This is a genomic window from Kibdelosporangium persicum, assembly GCF_013280595.1.
Classification (GTDB): Bacteria; Actinomycetota; Actinomycetes; order Mycobacteriales; family Pseudonocardiaceae; genus Kibdelosporangium; species Kibdelosporangium persicum.
The window spans coordinates 72,320-89,220 of record NZ_JAAATY010000002.1 but is presented as its reverse complement, the minus strand read 5'-3'; the positions used below and the strand labels follow the sequence as shown (position 1 = coordinate 89,220).

General features: G+C 68.4%; 17 protein-coding genes. 11 read left to right on the top strand and 6 right to left on the bottom strand.

Annotated elements, in window-relative coordinates:
• Window positions 1-25: 25 nt before the first annotated feature.
• Window positions 26-886 carry an aldo/keto reductase gene (locus GC106_RS04950; protein WP_173124900.1) on the bottom strand — a complete coding sequence of 287 codons (861 nt, stop codon included), beginning with the start codon at window positions 884-886 and terminating at the stop codon, window positions 26-28.
• Between the two features lie 125 nt (window positions 887-1,011).
• Here GC106_RS04950 and GC106_RS04945 point away from each other — a divergent pair, with 125 nt between their 5' ends.
• Window positions 1,012-1,881 (top strand): LysR family transcriptional regulator, encoded by an 870-nt coding sequence (locus tag GC106_RS04945; RefSeq protein ID WP_173124898.1) that lies wholly within the window; start codon window positions 1,012-1,014, stop codon window positions 1,879-1,881.
• On the opposite strand, the gene GC106_RS04940 is transcribed toward GC106_RS04945, so the two are convergent.
• Complete coding sequence (locus tag GC106_RS04940; RefSeq protein WP_173124896.1) at window positions 1,878-2,717, bottom strand: lysozyme; 840 nt, start codon at window positions 2,715-2,717, stop codon at window positions 1,878-1,880. The two genes, GC106_RS04945 and GC106_RS04940, sit on opposite strands and share 4 nt — an antisense overlap.
• A 222-nt stretch (window positions 2,718-2,939) precedes the next feature.
• Here GC106_RS04940 and GC106_RS04935 point away from each other — a divergent pair, with 222 nt between their 5' ends.
• The gene (locus GC106_RS04935) at window positions 2,940-5,084 is read left to right on the top strand and encodes a putative bifunctional diguanylate cyclase/phosphodiesterase (RefSeq protein ID WP_173124894.1); all 2,145 of its coding nucleotides are present in this window, start codon (window positions 2,940-2,942) and stop codon (window positions 5,082-5,084) included.
• 311 nt (window positions 5,085-5,395) lie between these two features.
• Here the strand turns inward: GC106_RS04935 and GC106_RS04930 are convergent, their stop codons facing one another.
• Window positions 5,396-5,935 (bottom strand): type VII secretion system-associated protein, encoded by a 540-nt coding sequence (locus tag GC106_RS04930; RefSeq protein ID WP_173124892.1) that lies wholly within the window; start codon window positions 5,933-5,935, stop codon window positions 5,396-5,398.
• A 62-nt stretch (window positions 5,936-5,997) separates the two neighbouring features.
• Between GC106_RS04930 and GC106_RS04925 the strand changes: the two genes are divergently transcribed.
• The 8 genes from GC106_RS04925 to arfB all read left to right on the top strand — a co-directional run bounded on the left by GC106_RS04925 (window position 5,998) and on the right by arfB (window position 12,870).
• Window positions 5,998-6,594, top strand: coding sequence for a DUF3558 family protein (locus tag GC106_RS04925; protein WP_173124890.1), 597 nt, complete (start codon window positions 5,998-6,000; stop codon window positions 6,592-6,594).
• A gap of 189 nt (window positions 6,595-6,783) precedes the next feature.
• Window positions 6,784-7,104: a hypothetical protein gene (locus GC106_RS04920; RefSeq protein ID WP_173124888.1), complete on the top strand. Its 321-nt coding sequence runs from the start codon at window positions 6,784-6,786 to the stop codon at window positions 7,102-7,104.
• A gap of 14 nt (window positions 7,105-7,118) precedes the next feature.
• Entirely contained in the window at window positions 7,119-8,477 is a 1,359-nt protein-coding gene (locus tag GC106_RS04915) for a PPE domain-containing protein (RefSeq protein ID WP_173124886.1), read from the top strand.
• Entirely contained in the window at window positions 8,474-9,283 is an 810-nt protein-coding gene (locus tag GC106_RS04910; protein WP_312872431.1) for an ESX secretion-associated protein EspG, read from the top strand. Before GC106_RS04915 ends, GC106_RS04910 begins: the two co-directional genes overlap by 4 nt.
• 53 nt (window positions 9,284-9,336) lie before the next feature.
• The gene (locus GC106_RS04905; RefSeq protein WP_173125521.1) at window positions 9,337-9,663 is read left to right on the top strand and encodes a sterol carrier family protein; all 327 of its coding nucleotides are present in this window, start codon (window positions 9,337-9,339) and stop codon (window positions 9,661-9,663) included.
• A gap of 127 nt (window positions 9,664-9,790) precedes the next feature.
• Window positions 9,791-11,314, top strand: coding sequence for an amidophosphoribosyltransferase (purF, locus tag GC106_RS04900; RefSeq protein WP_173124884.1), 1,524 nt, complete (start codon window positions 9,791-9,793; stop codon window positions 11,312-11,314).
• A gap of 35 nt (window positions 11,315-11,349) precedes the next feature.
• Window positions 11,350-12,396, top strand: a complete 1,047-nt coding sequence (purM, locus tag GC106_RS04895) for a phosphoribosylformylglycinamidine cyclo-ligase (protein ID WP_173124882.1) — start codon at window positions 11,350-11,352, stop codon at window positions 12,394-12,396.
• Window positions 12,397-12,441: 45 nt separating this feature from the next.
• Window positions 12,442-12,870 carry an alternative ribosome rescue aminoacyl-tRNA hydrolase ArfB gene (arfB, locus tag GC106_RS04890; RefSeq protein ID WP_173124880.1) on the top strand — a complete coding sequence of 143 codons (429 nt, stop codon included), beginning with the start codon at window positions 12,442-12,444 and terminating at the stop codon, window positions 12,868-12,870.
• On the opposite strand, the gene GC106_RS04885 is transcribed toward arfB, so the two are convergent.
• Window positions 12,860-13,918 (bottom strand): pyridoxal-phosphate dependent enzyme, encoded by a 1,059-nt coding sequence (locus GC106_RS04885; protein ID WP_173124878.1) that lies wholly within the window; start codon window positions 13,916-13,918, stop codon window positions 12,860-12,862. The genes arfB and GC106_RS04885 overlap by 11 nt on opposite strands.
• Before the next feature lie 81 nt (window positions 13,919-13,999).
• On the opposite strand from GC106_RS04885, the gene GC106_RS04880 reads away from it, so the two are divergent.
• Window positions 14,000-14,632 carry a GntR family transcriptional regulator gene (locus GC106_RS04880; RefSeq protein ID WP_173124876.1) on the top strand — a complete coding sequence of 211 codons (633 nt, stop codon included), beginning with the start codon at window positions 14,000-14,002 and terminating at the stop codon, window positions 14,630-14,632.
• Here the strand turns inward: GC106_RS04880 and GC106_RS04875 are convergent.
• A complete protein-coding gene (locus GC106_RS04875; protein WP_173124874.1) occupies window positions 14,629-15,297 on the bottom strand; it encodes a response regulator in 669 nt (222 codons plus the stop codon). The two genes, GC106_RS04880 and GC106_RS04875, sit on opposite strands and share 4 nt — an antisense overlap.
• Window positions 15,294-16,877 carry a sensor histidine kinase gene (locus GC106_RS04870; RefSeq protein WP_173124872.1) on the bottom strand — a complete coding sequence of 528 codons (1,584 nt, stop codon included), beginning with the start codon at window positions 16,875-16,877 and terminating at the stop codon, window positions 15,294-15,296. Before GC106_RS04870 ends, GC106_RS04875 begins: the two co-directional genes overlap by 4 nt.
• Window positions 16,878-16,901 lie beyond the last annotated feature (24 nt).

Below are 16,901 nucleotides of genomic sequence, written 5' to 3'. Positions count from 1 at the left end.
CGGTAGGGCCGGATGCAGCAGTCTGTCAAGCCTTGTCGAGCGTCGCCATCTCCTCGCTGGTCAGCTCCAGGTCGGCGGCCGCGGCCGAGTCCTGGATGCTGGCCGGCCGCGACGAACCCGGGATCGGGATGACCACCGGCGACTTGGCGAGCATCCACGCCAGGCACACCCGCTGCGGGCTCACCCCGCGCGCGTCGGCGATCCCGGCGAACGCGGCGAACCGCGACCCGAGCTCGCCGGCCCTGCTGATCCCGCCGAGCGGGCTCCACGGCAGGAACGCGATGCCCAGCTCGTCGCACAGCTCCAGCTCCGGCTCGCTGGACCGGAACGCGGGCGAGAACTGGTTCTGCACCGCGACCAGCCTGCCGCCGAGGATCTCGTTGGCCTGCTTGATCTCGGCCGGGTTGAAGTTCGACACGCCCGCGTACCGGATCTTGCCCTCGTCCAGCAGGTCGCGCACCGCGCCGACGGACTCCGCGATCGGGACGGCCGGGTCGGGCCGGTGGAACTGGTAGAGCCCGATCGCCTCGACGCCGAGCCGCTTCAGCGAGGCCTCACACGCCTGCTTGATGTACGCGGCCGACCCGTTGAGCGACCAGCCGCCGTCCTCGGTCCGGGTGTGGCCGCCCTTGGTCGCGATGAGCACGTCAGACGTGTCGCCGGGGTAGGAGGCGACGGCGTTGGCGATGAGCGTCTCGTTGTGGCCGAAGTCGGCGTTGCTGAGGCTGTACGCGTCAGCCGTGTCGATGAAGTTGATGCCCGCGTCCAGCGCCGCGTGGATCGTCGCGACCGCCCGCTGCTCGTCCGGCCTGCCCTGGATCGACAGCGGCATGCCGCCGAGGCCGATGGCGCTGACCTGCGTGTCGCCGATACGACGAGTCCGCATGGGTGTTCCCTCTTTCTGCTCTTCGCGTCTGTGCTTCCAGCCTGCGCCGGGTCGATTAATCTGTCCAACAGGGAAACGTGATGCCATTCAGCACTGTCAGCGATCAATACTGTGGGTGATCAGTCGTGGAGCTCCGGCAACTCGAGTACTTCGTCGCCGTCGCCGACGAATGCCACTTCACCCGCGCGGCCAAGCGGCTGCACGTGGCGCAGTCCGGGCTGTCCTCGGCGATCCGCTCGCTGGAGCGCGAACTGGGAGCGTCACTGTTCATCAGAAGTACCCGGCAGGTCGAACTTACGCCCGCGGGTCGTGCGCTGCTCGTCGAGGCACGCCGCGCGTTGAGCGCGACGGACGCGGCTCGTGACGCCGTCGCGGCGGTGCAGGGGCTGCTCCGGGGACGCCTGGCGGTCGGGTCTCTGCAATGCGTGCACGCGGTGAACGTGCACCAGCTGCTCGCACACTTCCACGCCGAGCACCCAGGCGTGGAGATCCAGCTGCGGCAAGGCGGGTCGGTCCACCTGATCGAGCAGATCCGCTCAGGCCGGCTGGACATCGCGTTCGTCGCCAGGCCGTTACGCCAGATGGACGACGTGCGAATCCGCCCGTTGGCGAGCGAACCGCTCGTGCTGGCGTGCGGTTTGCGCCATCCGTTGGCCGGCCGGGCCGAAGTGCCGCTGACCGACCTGGCCGGCGAACCGTTCGTGGATTTCCAACAGGACTGGGGTTCGCGCGATCTGGTCGACTCGGTGCTCGGCGAACGGCGGATCGCGTTCGAGGTCAACGACGTGCATTCGCTGCTCGACCTGGTGGCCTTCGGGCTGGGCGTCGCGCTGGTGCCCCAGTCGTTCTCGGTCAAGACCGACCAGGTCCAGTTCATCGGGCTGGCCGACCCGGTGCCCGCGTGGGAGACCGTCGTGGTCACGTCCGAAGCGGCCAGTGCCGCGGCGACCGCGTTGCTGGACACAGTCGCCGCGGCTCGGAATGGTCGCTACTAGCCGTTTGCCAACGCCTGCAAGCGGTCGTACGCGCCGTTGAACTGGTTCTGGTCGATGGGGCTGGATGAGTACTGCCAGATCGTGTAGAAGCCCCACGCATACGGCAGCGTGCCGGGCGAGGACGCGTACCTGGCCACCCAGAGCGGGTTGGTCGACGAGAAGTCACCGTCGACGCACTGCGACCACCAGCTGGTGCTCGTGTAGATCACCGGCCAGCGGCCGGTCCTGGCGTGATAGCGGTCGCTGAACGCCTTGATCCACGCGGTCATGCCCGCTTTGGACAGCCCGTAACACGTTGCGCCGTAAGGGTTGTACTCCATGTCGAGCGCACCGGGCAGCGTCTTGCCGTCTCGCGACCAGCCGCCGCCGTTGTTGATGAAGTAGTCCGCCTGTGCCGTACCGCTCGAGGTGTTCGGGGTGGCGAAGTGGTACGCGCCGCGGATCATGCCGATGTTGTAGGAACCGTTGTACTGCTGGGCGAAGTACGGATTGCGGTAGTTGGTGTTCTCCGTCGCCTTGACGTAGGCGAACCGCTTGCCCTGGCCCCACCAGTAGGCCCAGTCCACATTGCCTTGCCAGCCGCTGACGTCGATGCCGTACACGACGGCCTGGGCGCCGACGTCCTGCGGCACCAGCACCATCGGCTCGCCGCCCTCGTGCTTGGCGATCTGCGAACCCATCGGATGGTCGTTCTCGGCGACGTAGCGGTCGATCTGGTCGATGTGGTCGATGTGGTCGGGCCGGGCGCCGGCAGGTAAGGCGCCGAGCAGGAGCAGGGAGGCGGACACGACTGCGGTCAGCAGGCGGCGGCCCCTTGGGATTGCAGGGATCTTCATGGGGATGCCCTTTCTTGCCCTCGCAGACGGCTCACTGAAAGTAGCCGCCTGGTCAGGATTGTGAGCCCATAACTACCCACTTGTCACGCTTTGGTGTGAAAGAATCACTGGGGTTCACCGACTTGACAGTTGCGGGCCTGAGTACGTTCCTGTTCAGAGCCGGTAAGGTTGCGCTCGGCCGGCCAGTTGGATCGAACGCGCGAGTGCCGAAGGGTGTGGACGGTGGAGAGCCCGAGCTGGCCCGCGGCCGAGGGGTCAGGCGGGTGTGAACTGTTCGCCCGGCGCTGGGCCGCGGCCGTCCGGAACACCAGTTATGTCGCGCTGCGGACGGAAGAAATCGTCGAGCGGCTGACCGAGTTCGCCAAAGTGCTCGTCGACGCCGCTGCCTCGGACACGTACTCGCGGGAGAGCGTCGAGTGGATCGGCGTCGAACTGGTGCGGATGCGGTTCGCGGAGACGGAGTCGCTGGCTGCGTCCATTCGGGTGATCGGCGAGGGACTTCCGGCGCTGGCGGGCTCGGCCGAACGGGTGATTCAGCGAATGCCGGGCATTTTGGCCTCGCTCGTCACCGGGTTCAACGAAGCGACCATCGAACGCCAGCTCGATGATCAGCAGTCGGAATCCGTCCGGTCCGCGGTGATGGACGCCCGCCGCGGCGCGCACGCGGCGTTGCGGGCCAGCGAGGCGCGGTTCCAGGCGGTGTTCCACGAAGCCGCGGTCGGCATCGGCATCTGCGACATGCGCGGCAACGTCATCGACGCCAACCGGGCGATGTCCGAGCTGCTCGGCATGCCGCTGACCGAGTTGCGCTCGATGAACATCGAGGAGTTCTTCGAGAAGGACATGCCGGTCGAGCTCCGCAAGGAGTACGACGAGGCGCTCGCGGGCAAGCGCGACAACTACCAGGTGGAGCGCCGGTTCCGGCGCCGCGACGGCGTCACCCTGCGGGCCAACGTGAAAGTCTCGGTGGTCCGCGACGAAAGCGGACGCCCGCAGTACCTCGTCGGGATGGTCGAGGACGTCACCGAGCGGCACACCCTGCAGCGCAGATTGCGGCACGAGGCGACGCACGACCCGTTGACCGGTCTGCCCAACCGGGCGCTGTTCCAGGAGCGGCTCAACGAAGTCTTCGCGGCGGGCGGGGACAGCCGCGTCGGCCTCTGCTACCTGGACGTCGACGGCTTCAAGGTGATCAACGACAGCCTCGGCCACGACGTCGGCGACCAGTTGCTGGTCGCGGTCGGCGCCCGGCTCGGCATGCTGGTGGACGGCCCGGACCGGATGGTCGCGCGGATGGGCGGCGACGAGTTCGTGGTGCTGGTCCAGGACTGCGAGTCGATCAAAGAACTCACCGTGCTGGCGGAGAAGATCCTGGGGGCACTGCGGGAACCGGTCCGGATCGGCGGTCACGACCTGACCGTGTCGGCCAGCATCGGCATCGTGGAACGGCCGTGCGAAGGCACAACGCCCGCGGACACCATGCGCGACGCGGATGTCACGCTGTACTGGGCGAAGTCCGACGGCAAGGACCAGTACGCCTGCTTCGACCCGGAGCGCAACGCCCATGAGGTCGCCAGGTTCACGTTGTCGGCCCGGATGCCCGCCGCGCTGGAACGCGAAGAGTTCTATGTGGACTATCAGCCGATAGTCCGGCTGCCGGACGGCGAGCTGCACGGCGTCGAAGCGTTGGTGCGCTGGCGGCACCCGGAGTTCGGTCCACTGGGACCGGACCGCTTCATCGGCCTGGCGGAGGAAACCGGTCTGATCGTCCCCTTGGGACGGTGGGTCCTGCGTACCGCGTGCGTCCAGGCGAAGCAGTGGTGGGATCGCTTCGGCGACGACGCGCCGTACGTGAGCGTCAACCTGGCCGTGCGCCAATGCCGCGACCCCGGGCTGGTCGACGACATCCGCAATATCCTTGCGGAGACGGGCCTTCCGGCGCACCGCGTCCAGCTGGAGTTGACTGAGAGCGCGATCATGGGCGCGACCGGCGAACCGCTGGAGATGCTCCGCACCCTGGTCGACCTCGGCCTGACGATCGCGATCGACGACTTCGGCACGGGGTACTCGAACCTGGCCTACCTGCGGGTACTGCCCGTCCGCACGCTCAAGATCGCCGGCTCCTTCCTCGAAGGCCTGCGCGACCCCGGCAACGCCAGCCTCGTCGACACCCAGATCGTCCGGACCCTGGTGTCACTGGCGCACCTGCTCGGCCTGACCGTGACGGCCGAGGGCGTGGAGACGACCGAGCAGGCCGACCGGCTCCGCCGGATCGGTGCCGACTGCGCCCAGGGCTGGCTCTACGCGAAGTCCGGGCCGCCAGAGGAGATCGAACGCTGGCTGACCGCGGCGAGAACCGAGTCCTGACCAGTGGTTACTCCAACCAGGTGAACTGCGGGCGCCGCCTCTGCATGGGCGCTCGATTTCACCCGATCAAGTGATCCTCGGTCACAGGCTCCGTTCGTGCCGCGAGTTGTCCACAACCGCCCGGTAACCCCTTTGGCCAGGCCTTATCGCCGGTAGACTGGGTCCGGGGTCGCCCCCCGGGACAGGGTGGGGGCTTGTCTGGGGGCGGGCATGTCTTGGAGCAAAGCCCGGTATGGGTGGGGCGTGCGGGATGGCTTGCGGGGCAAGGGCTTACTCGCCTCCGGCCCATCTCCCCAGAGCGCCCGTGGCAGTCAGGCCGTGAGGTGCTCGGCCGGAACGATCGCGCTGATCGGGCCGGTCGGGTTGACCAGCAGCGGGAAGCCGTTCAGCAGTGGTGCGATGTCCTTGCCGGTGGTCACGCGCCAACCCGGCCACGCCGCCGGAACGTGCGCCGCAGCCGTGCACACGGGTACGAACACCCGGCCCTCGCCGTCGGGGAACCCGATGACGTCGTACTCCTCCGCGGAGCGTGCGTACAACAGCAGCGTGGCGTCGCGCAGCAGCGGCGGAAGCGCGGACGCCTCACGGTGGCCGGTCCGGATCAGTTGCAGCAGTTCGTCGACCGGGTTCTCCGGCCGGGGCATCCGCAGTGCCTGGGGCGAGGGCCGGTAGCGGTCGTTGGGCTGGAAGTCGTCCTCGATCTCGCCGTGGGCGTCCACCGGGTACGCGCCGACCACGCCCCACGGGGGGACGTCCGCTTGCGATTCGAACAGTGGATCGATCACGTACAACCACGTGTTCGGGTTACTCTTCGCGCTCGCTCGCATCTCGGGCGTGATGTCCGGCGCCATGCCGCGAATCGTAGGCACCGTGGCGATCAGGCCCCGGGGCGGGGTTCGGTACCGTGCTGCCCATGGGGAGCTTTCGGGTGGGGATTCTGGCGGTCTTGCTCGCTCTGAGCGCGTGTTCCAGCAGCGAACAGGGATCGCCGACAGCGCAGGCCGGGACCGGGACCACGACGGCGAGTACACCGCAACCGGCCCCGACGACGACGAAGACGACGACTCAGTCCACGCGACCTCGGACAATCGATCTGAAGGCTTTTGATCCGTGCCGGATCATGGAAAAGATCCGGCCGGAGGTCGGTCTTCCGGAGAAGCCGCTGACTCCCGAGAAGTCCGTGGCTTTTCCCGGTTCCGCCACGTGCATCCAGACCACCGCGGGCAGCGGGCCCAGTTTGCAGGTGCTGCCGATTCTCAGTCTCGGCTTGGCGGACTACGCGCTGAGCTACCAGGTTTCCACGCCGCTCACGCTCGAGGGATTCCCGGCGTTGTTGCTGGAAGGCAACTACCAGAACGACTGCTATGTCGGCGTCGACGTGGCCGACGGGCAGACCTTCTCCATTCAGTGGACGATCACCGTGCCGAATGGCAAGCCCGCCATGAGCGATGTGTGCGCGGCTGCCACCAAGGCCGCCACGGCGGCGATGAAGGTCCTCGTCGCGTCATGACCGGTGCGCCGGTACGTCACATATTCACTGCACAAAGTTGTGAGGTTGTGGGAACCACTCCCACGCCGGATACATCAGAGCTAAAGTCATCGCAAACGCACAGGCAGATCAGGGAGACGCGCCGTGTCTATAGCTGATGGTGGGGGGTCGTCGGCACCGGGCCCCACGGGAGCGGGATCGTCACACACCGTGAGGGTCAACCCGCAGGCGATTCCGGGTGCACGTGCCGCCTTCCACGAGGCCGCCGAGAAGATCCGGGCATTGGTCACGCAACTCCAGGGCATGCAGACGCCCGCGTGGGCCGGCGACCCGGTCAGCAGGCTCACCGCGGCGCGGTTCGACGTCGGTGACGGCACGACCGGTCGCGCGGCGGCGATCGAGGCGCTGACCAGGTACGCCAACGAGCTGCAGAACTCCGGTGACGCCCTGCAGGAGGCCCACGACCGCTACGTGCGGGTCGAGGGAGTCAACTCCGAGCGGTGGCAGGGCCAGGGCTTCCAGGACGTCTGAGGGGGTTGGTGACGATGAGCAGCGACATCAGGTGGCGGGGACTGGACCACCCGGCCATCCACAAAATGATCAACGCGGGGCCTGGCGCGAACGCGTCCGACGCTCCCGCGGACTTCTGGGGAACGCTGTCCAACGGCCTGAACGAGATCAGCTCCACCCTGCACAAGAAGCTGGGGGACCTCGACGTCCACTGGCAGGGTGTGTCCGCCGACCAGGCACTCGCCGGGATGACCCCGCTCAAGGAATGGGCGGCCAAGGCCCAGAGCGGGTCGAACGTGATGAAGTCGTCCTTCGAGCTGCAGGGCAACTACGTGGGTGACGCCCGCGCCGAGGTGCCGCCGCCCAAGGAGGTCACCACGCCCGCGCCGTCCGGCTGGCAGATCGCGGGCGCCGTCGGCGCCGCGATGATCGGCAACGCCGGCCCGGCCGCCGCGGTCGCGGCGCAGTCCGCGGATCACGAGGCGCAGGAGCGCGCGCAGGACGAGGCGGCGCGTCAGGCCGTCCAAGCCATGGAGAAGTACGAGTCCAGCAGCGAGTGGAACGCCGACACCCTCGGCCACTTCGAGGACCCGCCGAAGCTTGTCGTCGAGACGCCGCCGCCTGCCCCCGGCATGAACCAGAGCGTGGTCGAGACCAGCGGCATGTACAACTCCACCGGCGTGCACCACAACCAGACGTCGACCAGCTCGGTGCACCACACCCCGATCGGGTCGCAGACCGGCACCGGTCCTGGTCCCAACGTGTCGCCGCAGACGTTCACGCCGCCGCAGACGACCAACCCGAACAACTACCCGACGCCGATCCAGGGCTACCCGACCCCGCCGCAGAACCACAACCCGGTTCTGCCGCCCGGTCAGAAGCCGCCGTTCCCGCCGCCGCTCCCGCCGAACGTCGGCGGCCAGAACGGTCCGTGGACCGGCCCCGGCCCCTTCCCGCCGGGCACGGGTCCGTACAACACCGGTCCCGGTGGCCAGAACTCGAACTCCGGCCCCCGGCACGGTCTGCCCGGTACCGGCGGTGGTTCCGGCACCGGCGGCCCGAACTCGGGCGGCGGCCGGGGCGGCCTGGGCGGCAACCCGAACGCGGGCTTCGGCCAGAACTCGTCGATGATGGACGACGGCAGGCAGGGCCGTCCCGGCATGGGCGGCAACCCCATGCTGCAGGAAGGCGCGGCCCGTCCCGGCGGCCCCGCGGGCAACATGGGCCCTGGTGGCCGTGGTGCGCAGGGCGGGATGGCACCTGGCGGGCGTGCGGTCGACGGCGAAGAGGACACCGAGCACGAGACGCCGGACTACCTGATGGAGACCGACGACATCTTCGGTGACGAGCGCCTGATCGCCCCGTCCGTGATCGGCGAGAAGCCGGAACAGTGATCGATCTGGGCGCACCCGTGCAATCCAGGCCGATCACGCTGTCGGCACTCGAGTTCGACGTCCTGTGGGAGCACCTCGGCTACGAGGACATGCCGCTGGCCGTCAAGGTGCCCTCACCGGGCGCGACGTGGACCGAGCGCAAGCAGTTGGTCGACCAGGCCTGGACCGAGCTGGAACGGCGCGGTCTGGGCCGTCCGGTCGACCTGAACCCGGGGATCGAGCGCGCCCTGGGCATCCTGTCCCGGCCCGACCGTGAGGTCGACGGCCGGACGTGGCTCGGCCGGAGTGTCCGTTTCCTCGCCGCCGCGCGCGAGGAGGAGGCGGTGCTCGCGATCCTGGCGGACGACTTCCTGACGCTGCACAGCGTGCCCGCGCAGTCGTTGCCGAGCGTGGCGACCGGGGTGCTCTCCCCGGTCCCCGCCGGTCCCGGGCACTCGGTGAACGTCCGCTCGGACGACTTCGAGACGGCCGCGAACCGCGCGGGCGGCACGAAGGAAGGGTTCGAGAAGGCGTTGCGTCAGCGCGGTATCCGCGAGGACGACGTCAAGGTGCTCGCGGAAATGATCAAGGACGTGGTGGCGACCGGGAACTTCGGCGCGGCCGCGCGGGACAAGTGGGGCAAGCGGCACCGCGCGGAGCGGGTGATCGCCTTCTTCGACACCGAGGACGGCCGGTACGTCCAGGTCAAGAAGCCCTCGCCGGACGGCAGCGCCTGGACCACGATCTCGCCGACCGACAACCGGCGCCTGACCCACCAGGTCGAGCTGCTGCTCGGCGAGATAGTCCGGCAAGCTGAGAGCAGGTAGTGCCCCGCAAACCGGTGGACCCGCACGAACTGCGCTCGGCTGTCGCCGAAGTGATGCCCTGGCTCACCGGCGAGACAGACGAGAAGCCCGCACGGCCCGTCCTCGCGACGGCCGTGCGGGCCAGTCTCCGCACCCTGGAACAGATCGCCCCCGGGCACACCGTCGAGGTCCGGGTCCCGCCGTTCGCGGCGATCCAGTGCGTTCCGGGCCCCCGGCACACCCGCGGCACGCCGCCGAACGTGATCGAGACCGATCCGCGGACCTGGCTCGAACTCGCGACCGGCCTGCTGACGTGGGCCGATGCCGTCGAAAACACCCGGGTCGCCGCGTCCGGCACCCGAGCCGACATCGGCGGCCTGCTGCCGATCGTGCGGCTGTGAAGCAGGCCGGACGAGCGCAAACGCGGTTGCGATAGTGGGGCGGACCACAGCCGCGTGGGCTGAACGGGTGGCAGCGCCATCTACACTGGACGACGCAGCCTGCATTCGTCCCCAGGGAGCGCTTCGCGTGGTCACCGACCAGTCAGCCCCCCAATCCGGCACCATCGACGCAGAACCCCGCGAGGAATGTGGGGTCTTCGGCGTCTGGGCGCCCGGTGAGGAAGTCGCCAAGCTCACCTACTACGGGCTGTACGCGTTGCAGCACCGTGGCCAGGAAGCGGCCGGTATTTCGGTGGCAGACGGCCGGCAGGTCGTCGTCTTCAAGGACCTCGGCCTGGTCAGCCAGGTGTTCGACGAGCAGGTGCTGCACTCCCTCAAGGGACACGTCGCGGTCGGCCACTGCCGCTACTCCACGACCGGTTCGGGCACGTGGGAGAACGCGCAGCCGACGTTCCGCACCACGGCCGCGGGCAAGGGCCTTTCGCTGGGCCACAACGGCAACCTGGTGAACACCGCCGAGCTGCTGGAGCGCTCGGAGCAGGCGGGCATCACCACCAAGAACGGCGCCACCACCGACTCGGACCTGATCTGCGGCCTGCTGGCCGCGCTCGCCTCCGAGACCACGCTCGAGCAGGCCGCGATGGAGTTGCTGCCGACGCTGCGCGGCGCGTTCTGCCTGGTCTTCTCGGACGAGTCCACCTTGTACGCGGCGCGTGACCCGCATGGCGTGCACCCGCTTGTGCTCGGCCGCCTGGAGCGCGGCTGGGTCGTCGCGAGCGAGACCGCGGCACTGGACATCGTCGGCGCGTCGTTCGTCCGTGAGGTCGAGCCCGGCGAGCTGCTCGCGATCGACGAAGACGGCCTGCGCTCCTCGCGGTTCGCCGTGCCGGAGCCGAAGGGCTGCGTCTTCGAGTACGTCTACCTGGCCAGGCCGGACACCACGATCTCCGGTCGCAGCGTGCACGCCACCCGCGTGGAGATCGGCCGTCGGCTGGCCAGCGAGCACCCGGCCGACGCCGACCTGGTGATCCCGGTCCCGGAGTCCGGCACGCCCGCGGCGATCGGCTACGCGCAGGCGTCGGGTATCCCGTACGGCCAGGGCCTGGTCAAGAACGCTTATGTCGGACGGACGTTCATCCAGCCGTCGCAGACGATCCGCCAGCTGGGAATCCGGCTCAAGCTCAACCCGTTGCGCGACGTCATCCGCGGCAAGCGTCTTGTCGTGGTGGACGACTCGATCGTGCGCGGCAACACCCAGCGCGCGCTGGTGCGGATGCTGCGGGAGGCCGGGGCACTCGAAGTGCACGTCCGGATCGCGTCCCCGCCGGTGAAATGGCCGTGCTTCTACGGCATCGACTTCGCCTCACGCGCCGAGCTGATCGCCAACGGACTGGACTTCGACGGCGTACGCCGGTCGATCGGCGCGGACTCGCTCGGCTACGTGTCGCGGGAGAGCATGGTCGCCGCGACCGAGCAGCCGCGCAGCCGGCTATGCATGGCGTGCTTCGACGGCAACTACCCGATCCAGTTGCCCGGTGAGGCCCTGATCGGCAAGCATCTGCTGGAAAGTGTGGAAAAAGGTGTCGCCGGGCCGGCCACGCCTGTCTTGGTCAACGGGTACGGTGCCGAGGACGCGTTGCAGCGTCCCTGAAGCCGTAACCACACGACAAGGATGACCGCTCGGTGATGACACAGGACGACCCTGGCTCGAGCAAAACCGCGGCGGAGCACATCGAGAAGCTCAAGCCGTGGGCGGACAAGGCGTCCCGGACCGAGGTGCTGTCCGTGCTCGGCGGGTTCGCCGGGCTGTTCAAGCTGAAGCTCGACCGCTGGCGTGAGCCGGTGCTCGCGTCGGCGACCGAGGGTGTCGGCACGAAGATCGCGGTGGCGCAGGCGATGGACGTGCACGACACGATCGGCATCGACCTGGTCGCGATGGTGGTCGACGACCTGGTGGTGTGCGGTGCGGAGCCACTGTTCCTGGAGAACTACATCGCCACCGGAAAGATCAACCCGGACCGGATCGCCGCGCTGGTCAAGGGCATTTCGGACGGGTGCGTGAAAGCGGGCTGCGCGCTGCTCGGCGGTGAGACGGCGGAGCGCCCGGGTCTGATGCCCGAGGAGGACTACGACGTCTCGGCGACCGGTGTCGGAGTGGTCGAGGCGGACAACATCCTTGGCGCGGAACGGGTCCGGCCCGGTGACGTGGTGATCGGGATGGCGTCGTCCGGTCTGCACTCCAACGGCTACTCGTTGGCCCGCAAGGTGTTGCTGGACATCGCCCGGATGCCGCTGGCGGGTCAGGTCGAGGAGTTCGGCCGCACGCTCGGCGAGGAACTGCTTGAGCCGACCCGGATCTACGCCAAGGACTGCCTTGCTCTCGCCGCGGAGACCGACGTCCGCACGTTCGCCCACATCACCGGCGGTGGCCTGGTCGCCAACCTCGCGCGCGTGATCCCGCAGGGCCTCAGCGCCGTGCTCGACCGCGGCGCCTGGACGCCCGCTCCGGTGTTCGGCCTGATCGGCCGGCGCGGCCGGGTCGAGCGTGACGAACTGGAACGCACCTTCAACATGGGCATCGGCATGGTCGCCGTGCTCAGCCCCGAGGACATCGACCGCGCGCTGGCGATCCTCACCGCCCGGCACCTGCCGGCGTGGGTGATCGGTGAGATCGAGGTCGCCGACGCCGGCAGCCCGCGTGCGATCCTCCGCGGCGACCACCCGCGGTTCTAGCGTTATCCATTCGCATTCCGGGTGATCGCACGTCACACTGGGGGTATGGCTGAGGACTTGTTCGTGACGGGTGCGCTGGTGATCCCAGCGGCCGAGTTGCGCGAACGCTTCTCTCGGTCGTCCGGACCAGGTGGGCAGGGGGTGAACACCACGGACAGCCGGGTGGAGCTGTCGTTCGACGTGGTCGGTTCACCGTCCATTCCGGACACTTTGCGTCCGCGTATCCTCGAACGGCTCGACCGCAGGCTCGTCGACGGGGTGGTGACGGTCGCGGCGAGTGAATTCCGTGCGCAGCTTGCGAATCGGCAGGCCGCGCGGGAACGGCTCGCGGCGTTGTTGCGCAGTGCCGCGGAGGCGCCACCGCCCAAACGGCGCCCGACCCGGCCCAGCCGGGCGGCGAAGGAGCGGCGTCTCGACGCCAAGCGCCGGCGTGGCGAGACGAAGCGCTCGCGCCGCGCGTCGTTCAGCGACTGATCACGGCGTCGTACGCGGCTTGGTCGTGTACGCCCTCAGTGCTGATCAATACGACCACGGCATCGGGCCGTAGTTTTTGTGTGGCAAGGAAGTTCCGTGCGCCCGCGAGGCTCGCCGCGCCGCATTCGCCCGCGACGACGTTCGCCGCGGCGAGGGTCCGCATGGCCTCGTGGGCGTCCTCATCGGTGACCGTGATCGCCGAGTCGACGCCGTGCTTCAGCACCGGCCACGCGTGCCCGTCAACGTCGCCCGCGTTCAAACCCGCCATCACCGAAGGGTGTGGGCCTGGCACGGTGACGGGTTCGCCCGCCTGCAACGACTTCAGCAGGCAGGCCGCTGAATCCGGTTCGACGGTCAGGATTGCGGGCCGGGGTCCGTCGCTCCGGTAGTGGCTCACGACCGTCGAGGCGAACGATCCGGCGCCTACCGGGACGACCACCAGATCCGGTTCGACCCCGGCGAGTTGGTCGTCGATCTCGTGCATGATCGTCCGGTAGCCCTGGGTCGCCCAGACCGGCGTCATCGAGTTGCCGACGTCCGCGGCGTGCAGTGCTTTCGGGTCCTGGTCGGCTCGGGCTGTCGCTTGGGCCACGGCGACGCGGTAGTCGCCGTCGACGACGTCCACCAGTGCGCCTTCCGAGCGGATCGCTTCGATTCGTCCGGGCGCGGTCCCTGCCGGGATGAAGATGTGCGCCTTGATGCCCAGCAGTTTGGCGAGGTAGGCGACGGCTCGGCCGTGGTTGCCCGCGGTGGCGCTGACCAGCGTGGTGTCCGGGTCGATCTTGAGGTCTTCGAACGTGCCCGTGGTGCCGCCGAGTCCGCGGAAGACGGCCCAGGCCGCGCCGAGGATCTTGAACGACGGCAGCCCGGCCCGGATGTGTTCGTCCTTCACCAGGAGCCGGCCGACGCCGAGTTCCGTCGCCAGCTCGGGGATTTCGATCAGCGGGGTGGGCGCGAACCCGGGCAGGGCGCGGTGCACCGTCCTCGGATCGCCGTCCGGGTCGGTGACCGGCGCGGTCCAGGAAGTGGCTGACGGATTGAGGTACATGCCCTGCACTCTACATTCTGAATTCAGAATTTAAAGTGCTACATACAGCACTCTGTGTTCAGCATGTAGTACTCTGTGTTCATGACGATCACCAGGCGGCCGTTGCGCGAGCAGATCCGCGACGAAGTGCTGACCAGGCTGGTCCGTGGCGACCACCCGGTCGGCGAACGGATCAACGAGGGCGAACTGGCCGACGAGCTGGGCGTCAGCCGTACGCCGCTGCGCGAGGCCCTGGCGGGTCTGGCCCAGGAAGGTGTGCTCGAACTACGCCCCAACCGTGGCTTCTGGCTGCTGCCGCTGACCGTCGACGAGGTCAAGGAGACGTACCCGATCATCGGCGCCCTTGAGGCGTTCGCGCTGCGCCAGTGCGACATCCAGGTGCTGGCCGAAAGCGTGCCGCGGCTGAACGAACTGGCCCAGCGCATGCTGGACGTCGATCCGCTCGAAGCGGGCAGGATCGACGACCAGTGGCACGACGAACTGCTCAAGTCCTGCCCGAACAAGCGCCTGCTCCAGTTGATCAAAGCGCAGAAGACGGTCGTCCACCGTTACGAGTTCGCCTACTTCACCAGCCGCAAGCGGATCATGCGCGCGGAGACCGAGCACCGGCTGATCGCCAAGGCGATCCTCGAACGCGACATGGACCGCGCGGCCGGTGAACTCGTCGGCAACTGGACGGTCGATCCCGGTGTGCTGCGCGAGGTGTTCGGCTAGCTCTGCCAGCGGTAGCGGCGTTCCGGGCGGCCGGTACCGCCGTACTTCAGGGTCACGTCGACCTTGCCGGACTCGGTGAAGTGCTCGAGGTAGCGCCGGGCCGACACCCGCGACAACTCCGTCAGCTGCGCGCATTCCGTGGCCGACAGGCCTTCCGGGTGTTGCCGCATCACGCGTTCCACCAACTCCGCGGTCTGCTCGGTGAGCCCCTTGGGCAAAGTGGACGCGCCGCGCGGTCGTGCTCCGAAGACCTGGTCCACGTCGGCCTGCCCGGCGACTGCCAGACGGTCGAGTTTCTCGTGCAGGGCGGCGAAGTGCCGGAGCTGGTCGAACAAGGCCGAGTAGGAGAACGGCTTGATCAGGTAGTGCAGTACGCCTCCGCGCATCGCTCGCCGTACAGTGTCCACGTCGTTGGCGGCACTGATCACGATGACGTCCGTGTCGCCTTGGCTTGAGCGGAGTTCCTGCAGGACGGCGAGTCCGTCCATGTCCGGCAGGTAGATGTCCAGCAGGACCAGGTCGGGCCGCAGTTCCTGGGCCAGGCGCAACGCGTCGGCGCCGGTGTGGGCCACGCCGACCACTTCGAAGCCGGGCGTCCGGGACACGTATCCACTGTGGACCTTGGCGACCATGAAGTCGTCGTCGACCACCAGTACCCTGATCATCGGGGCACCAGCGCGGTGAACACCGCGCCCCCTTCGTTGTGCACGTCGATCCACCCCTGCCGGCGGATGCACGTCTGCCGCGCCAGCGCCAGGCCGAGGCCGCGTTGACCGCCCTGCTCCGCCGCCTTGGTGGTGAATCCGTTGCGGAACACCTCCCGCGCGATCTCCGGGGCCACGCCCGGCCCCGAGTCGCGCACCACGACCCGGATCGCGTCGTCGAGCTCGCTGATGTGCACCTCGATCCACCCGTCCCGCACTCCGCCGAGCGCGTCCACGGCATTGTCCACCAGGTTGCCCAGGACGGTGACCAGATCGGCGGACAGCGCCGAGTCTACTTCGGACAAGCGGCTGCCGGGGGACAGCCGCAGGCCGACGCCGTGTTCCGCGGCCACGCTGGCCTTGGCGATCAGCAAGGCCGCCACCGCCGAGTCGTCGATCCGCGAGCTCACCTCGGCGTGCCACTGCTGCTGTGTGTTGGACACCGTGGTGATGAACTGCCTCACTTCGTCGTACTCGCCAAGTTCGATCAGGCCCGAGATGGTGTGCAGGCGGTTGGAGAACTCGTGCGCCTGCGCACGCAGGGTGTCCGTGGCGTTCTGGGTCGCGGCCAGTTCGGTCTGCAGTGCGACCATCTCGGTCCGGTCCCGCATCGTCACCACCGAACCGATCGACTGGTCGTGCAGCGTGATCGGCATCCGGTTCATCGTCAGCACGCGGCCCCTGCGCAGCACGATCTGGTCCGCCCCGGCCGAGCGCCCGGTCAGCACGTCCGTCATCCGCTCGTTGAAGTCCAAATCGGACACGGACTTGCCGACGCTGTCCGGCGGGATCGACAGCAGCGTCCTGGCGTGGTCGTTCACCAGGATGATCCGGTCGTTGCGGTCGAGGCCGACAACGCCTTCCTTGATCCCGTGCAGCATGGCCTCCCGCTGTTCCACCAGCGAGGTGATCTCGGCGGGTTCCAGGCCGAGCGTCTGCTTCTTCACCCGCTGAGCCAGCAGGAGTGAGCCGACCACACCGAGCACAGTGGCCAGTCCGAGCAGGGCGAGCGCACTCGTCGGCGACTCCACGATCCCGGCGAAGAACCCGGGAGTCTCCACACCGACCGCGACGACGCCGGTCACCTGGTGGTTGTTGTCGATCACGGGCACGTGCGCGACAAGGGAGTCGTCGATCACGCCGACCCACGACCGTCCATTTGTGATCGTGCTGCCGTCGACGGGCAGCTTCGATCCGATGCGGTTCGGCACGGTCGAGCTCACGACGGTCAGATCCGGTAGCGCGAACGTGACGTTGTCGGCACCGGACAGGCTGCGTGTGGTCTCGCCGAAGCCCGGCAGGAGCTGGTAGCGCAGCGGATCGGCGAGCGCGCCGGGGATCGGCGGCTTGTCGTCGGTGCCGCGGACCGTCGGCGTGGCCGCCAGGTTCTCCGCGGCGAGCAGCATCCGGCGTCCTTCGACGTCCATGAAGGTCTCGTTCGCCTGGATGGTCGAGAACACCGCGACGGAGCTGAGCAGGGCGGCCACGATCACCACCTGCCACGCCAGCAGCTGGCGGGCCAGCGAGCCCTTGACGCCCATGCACACCTCCTCGTGAACACAAGG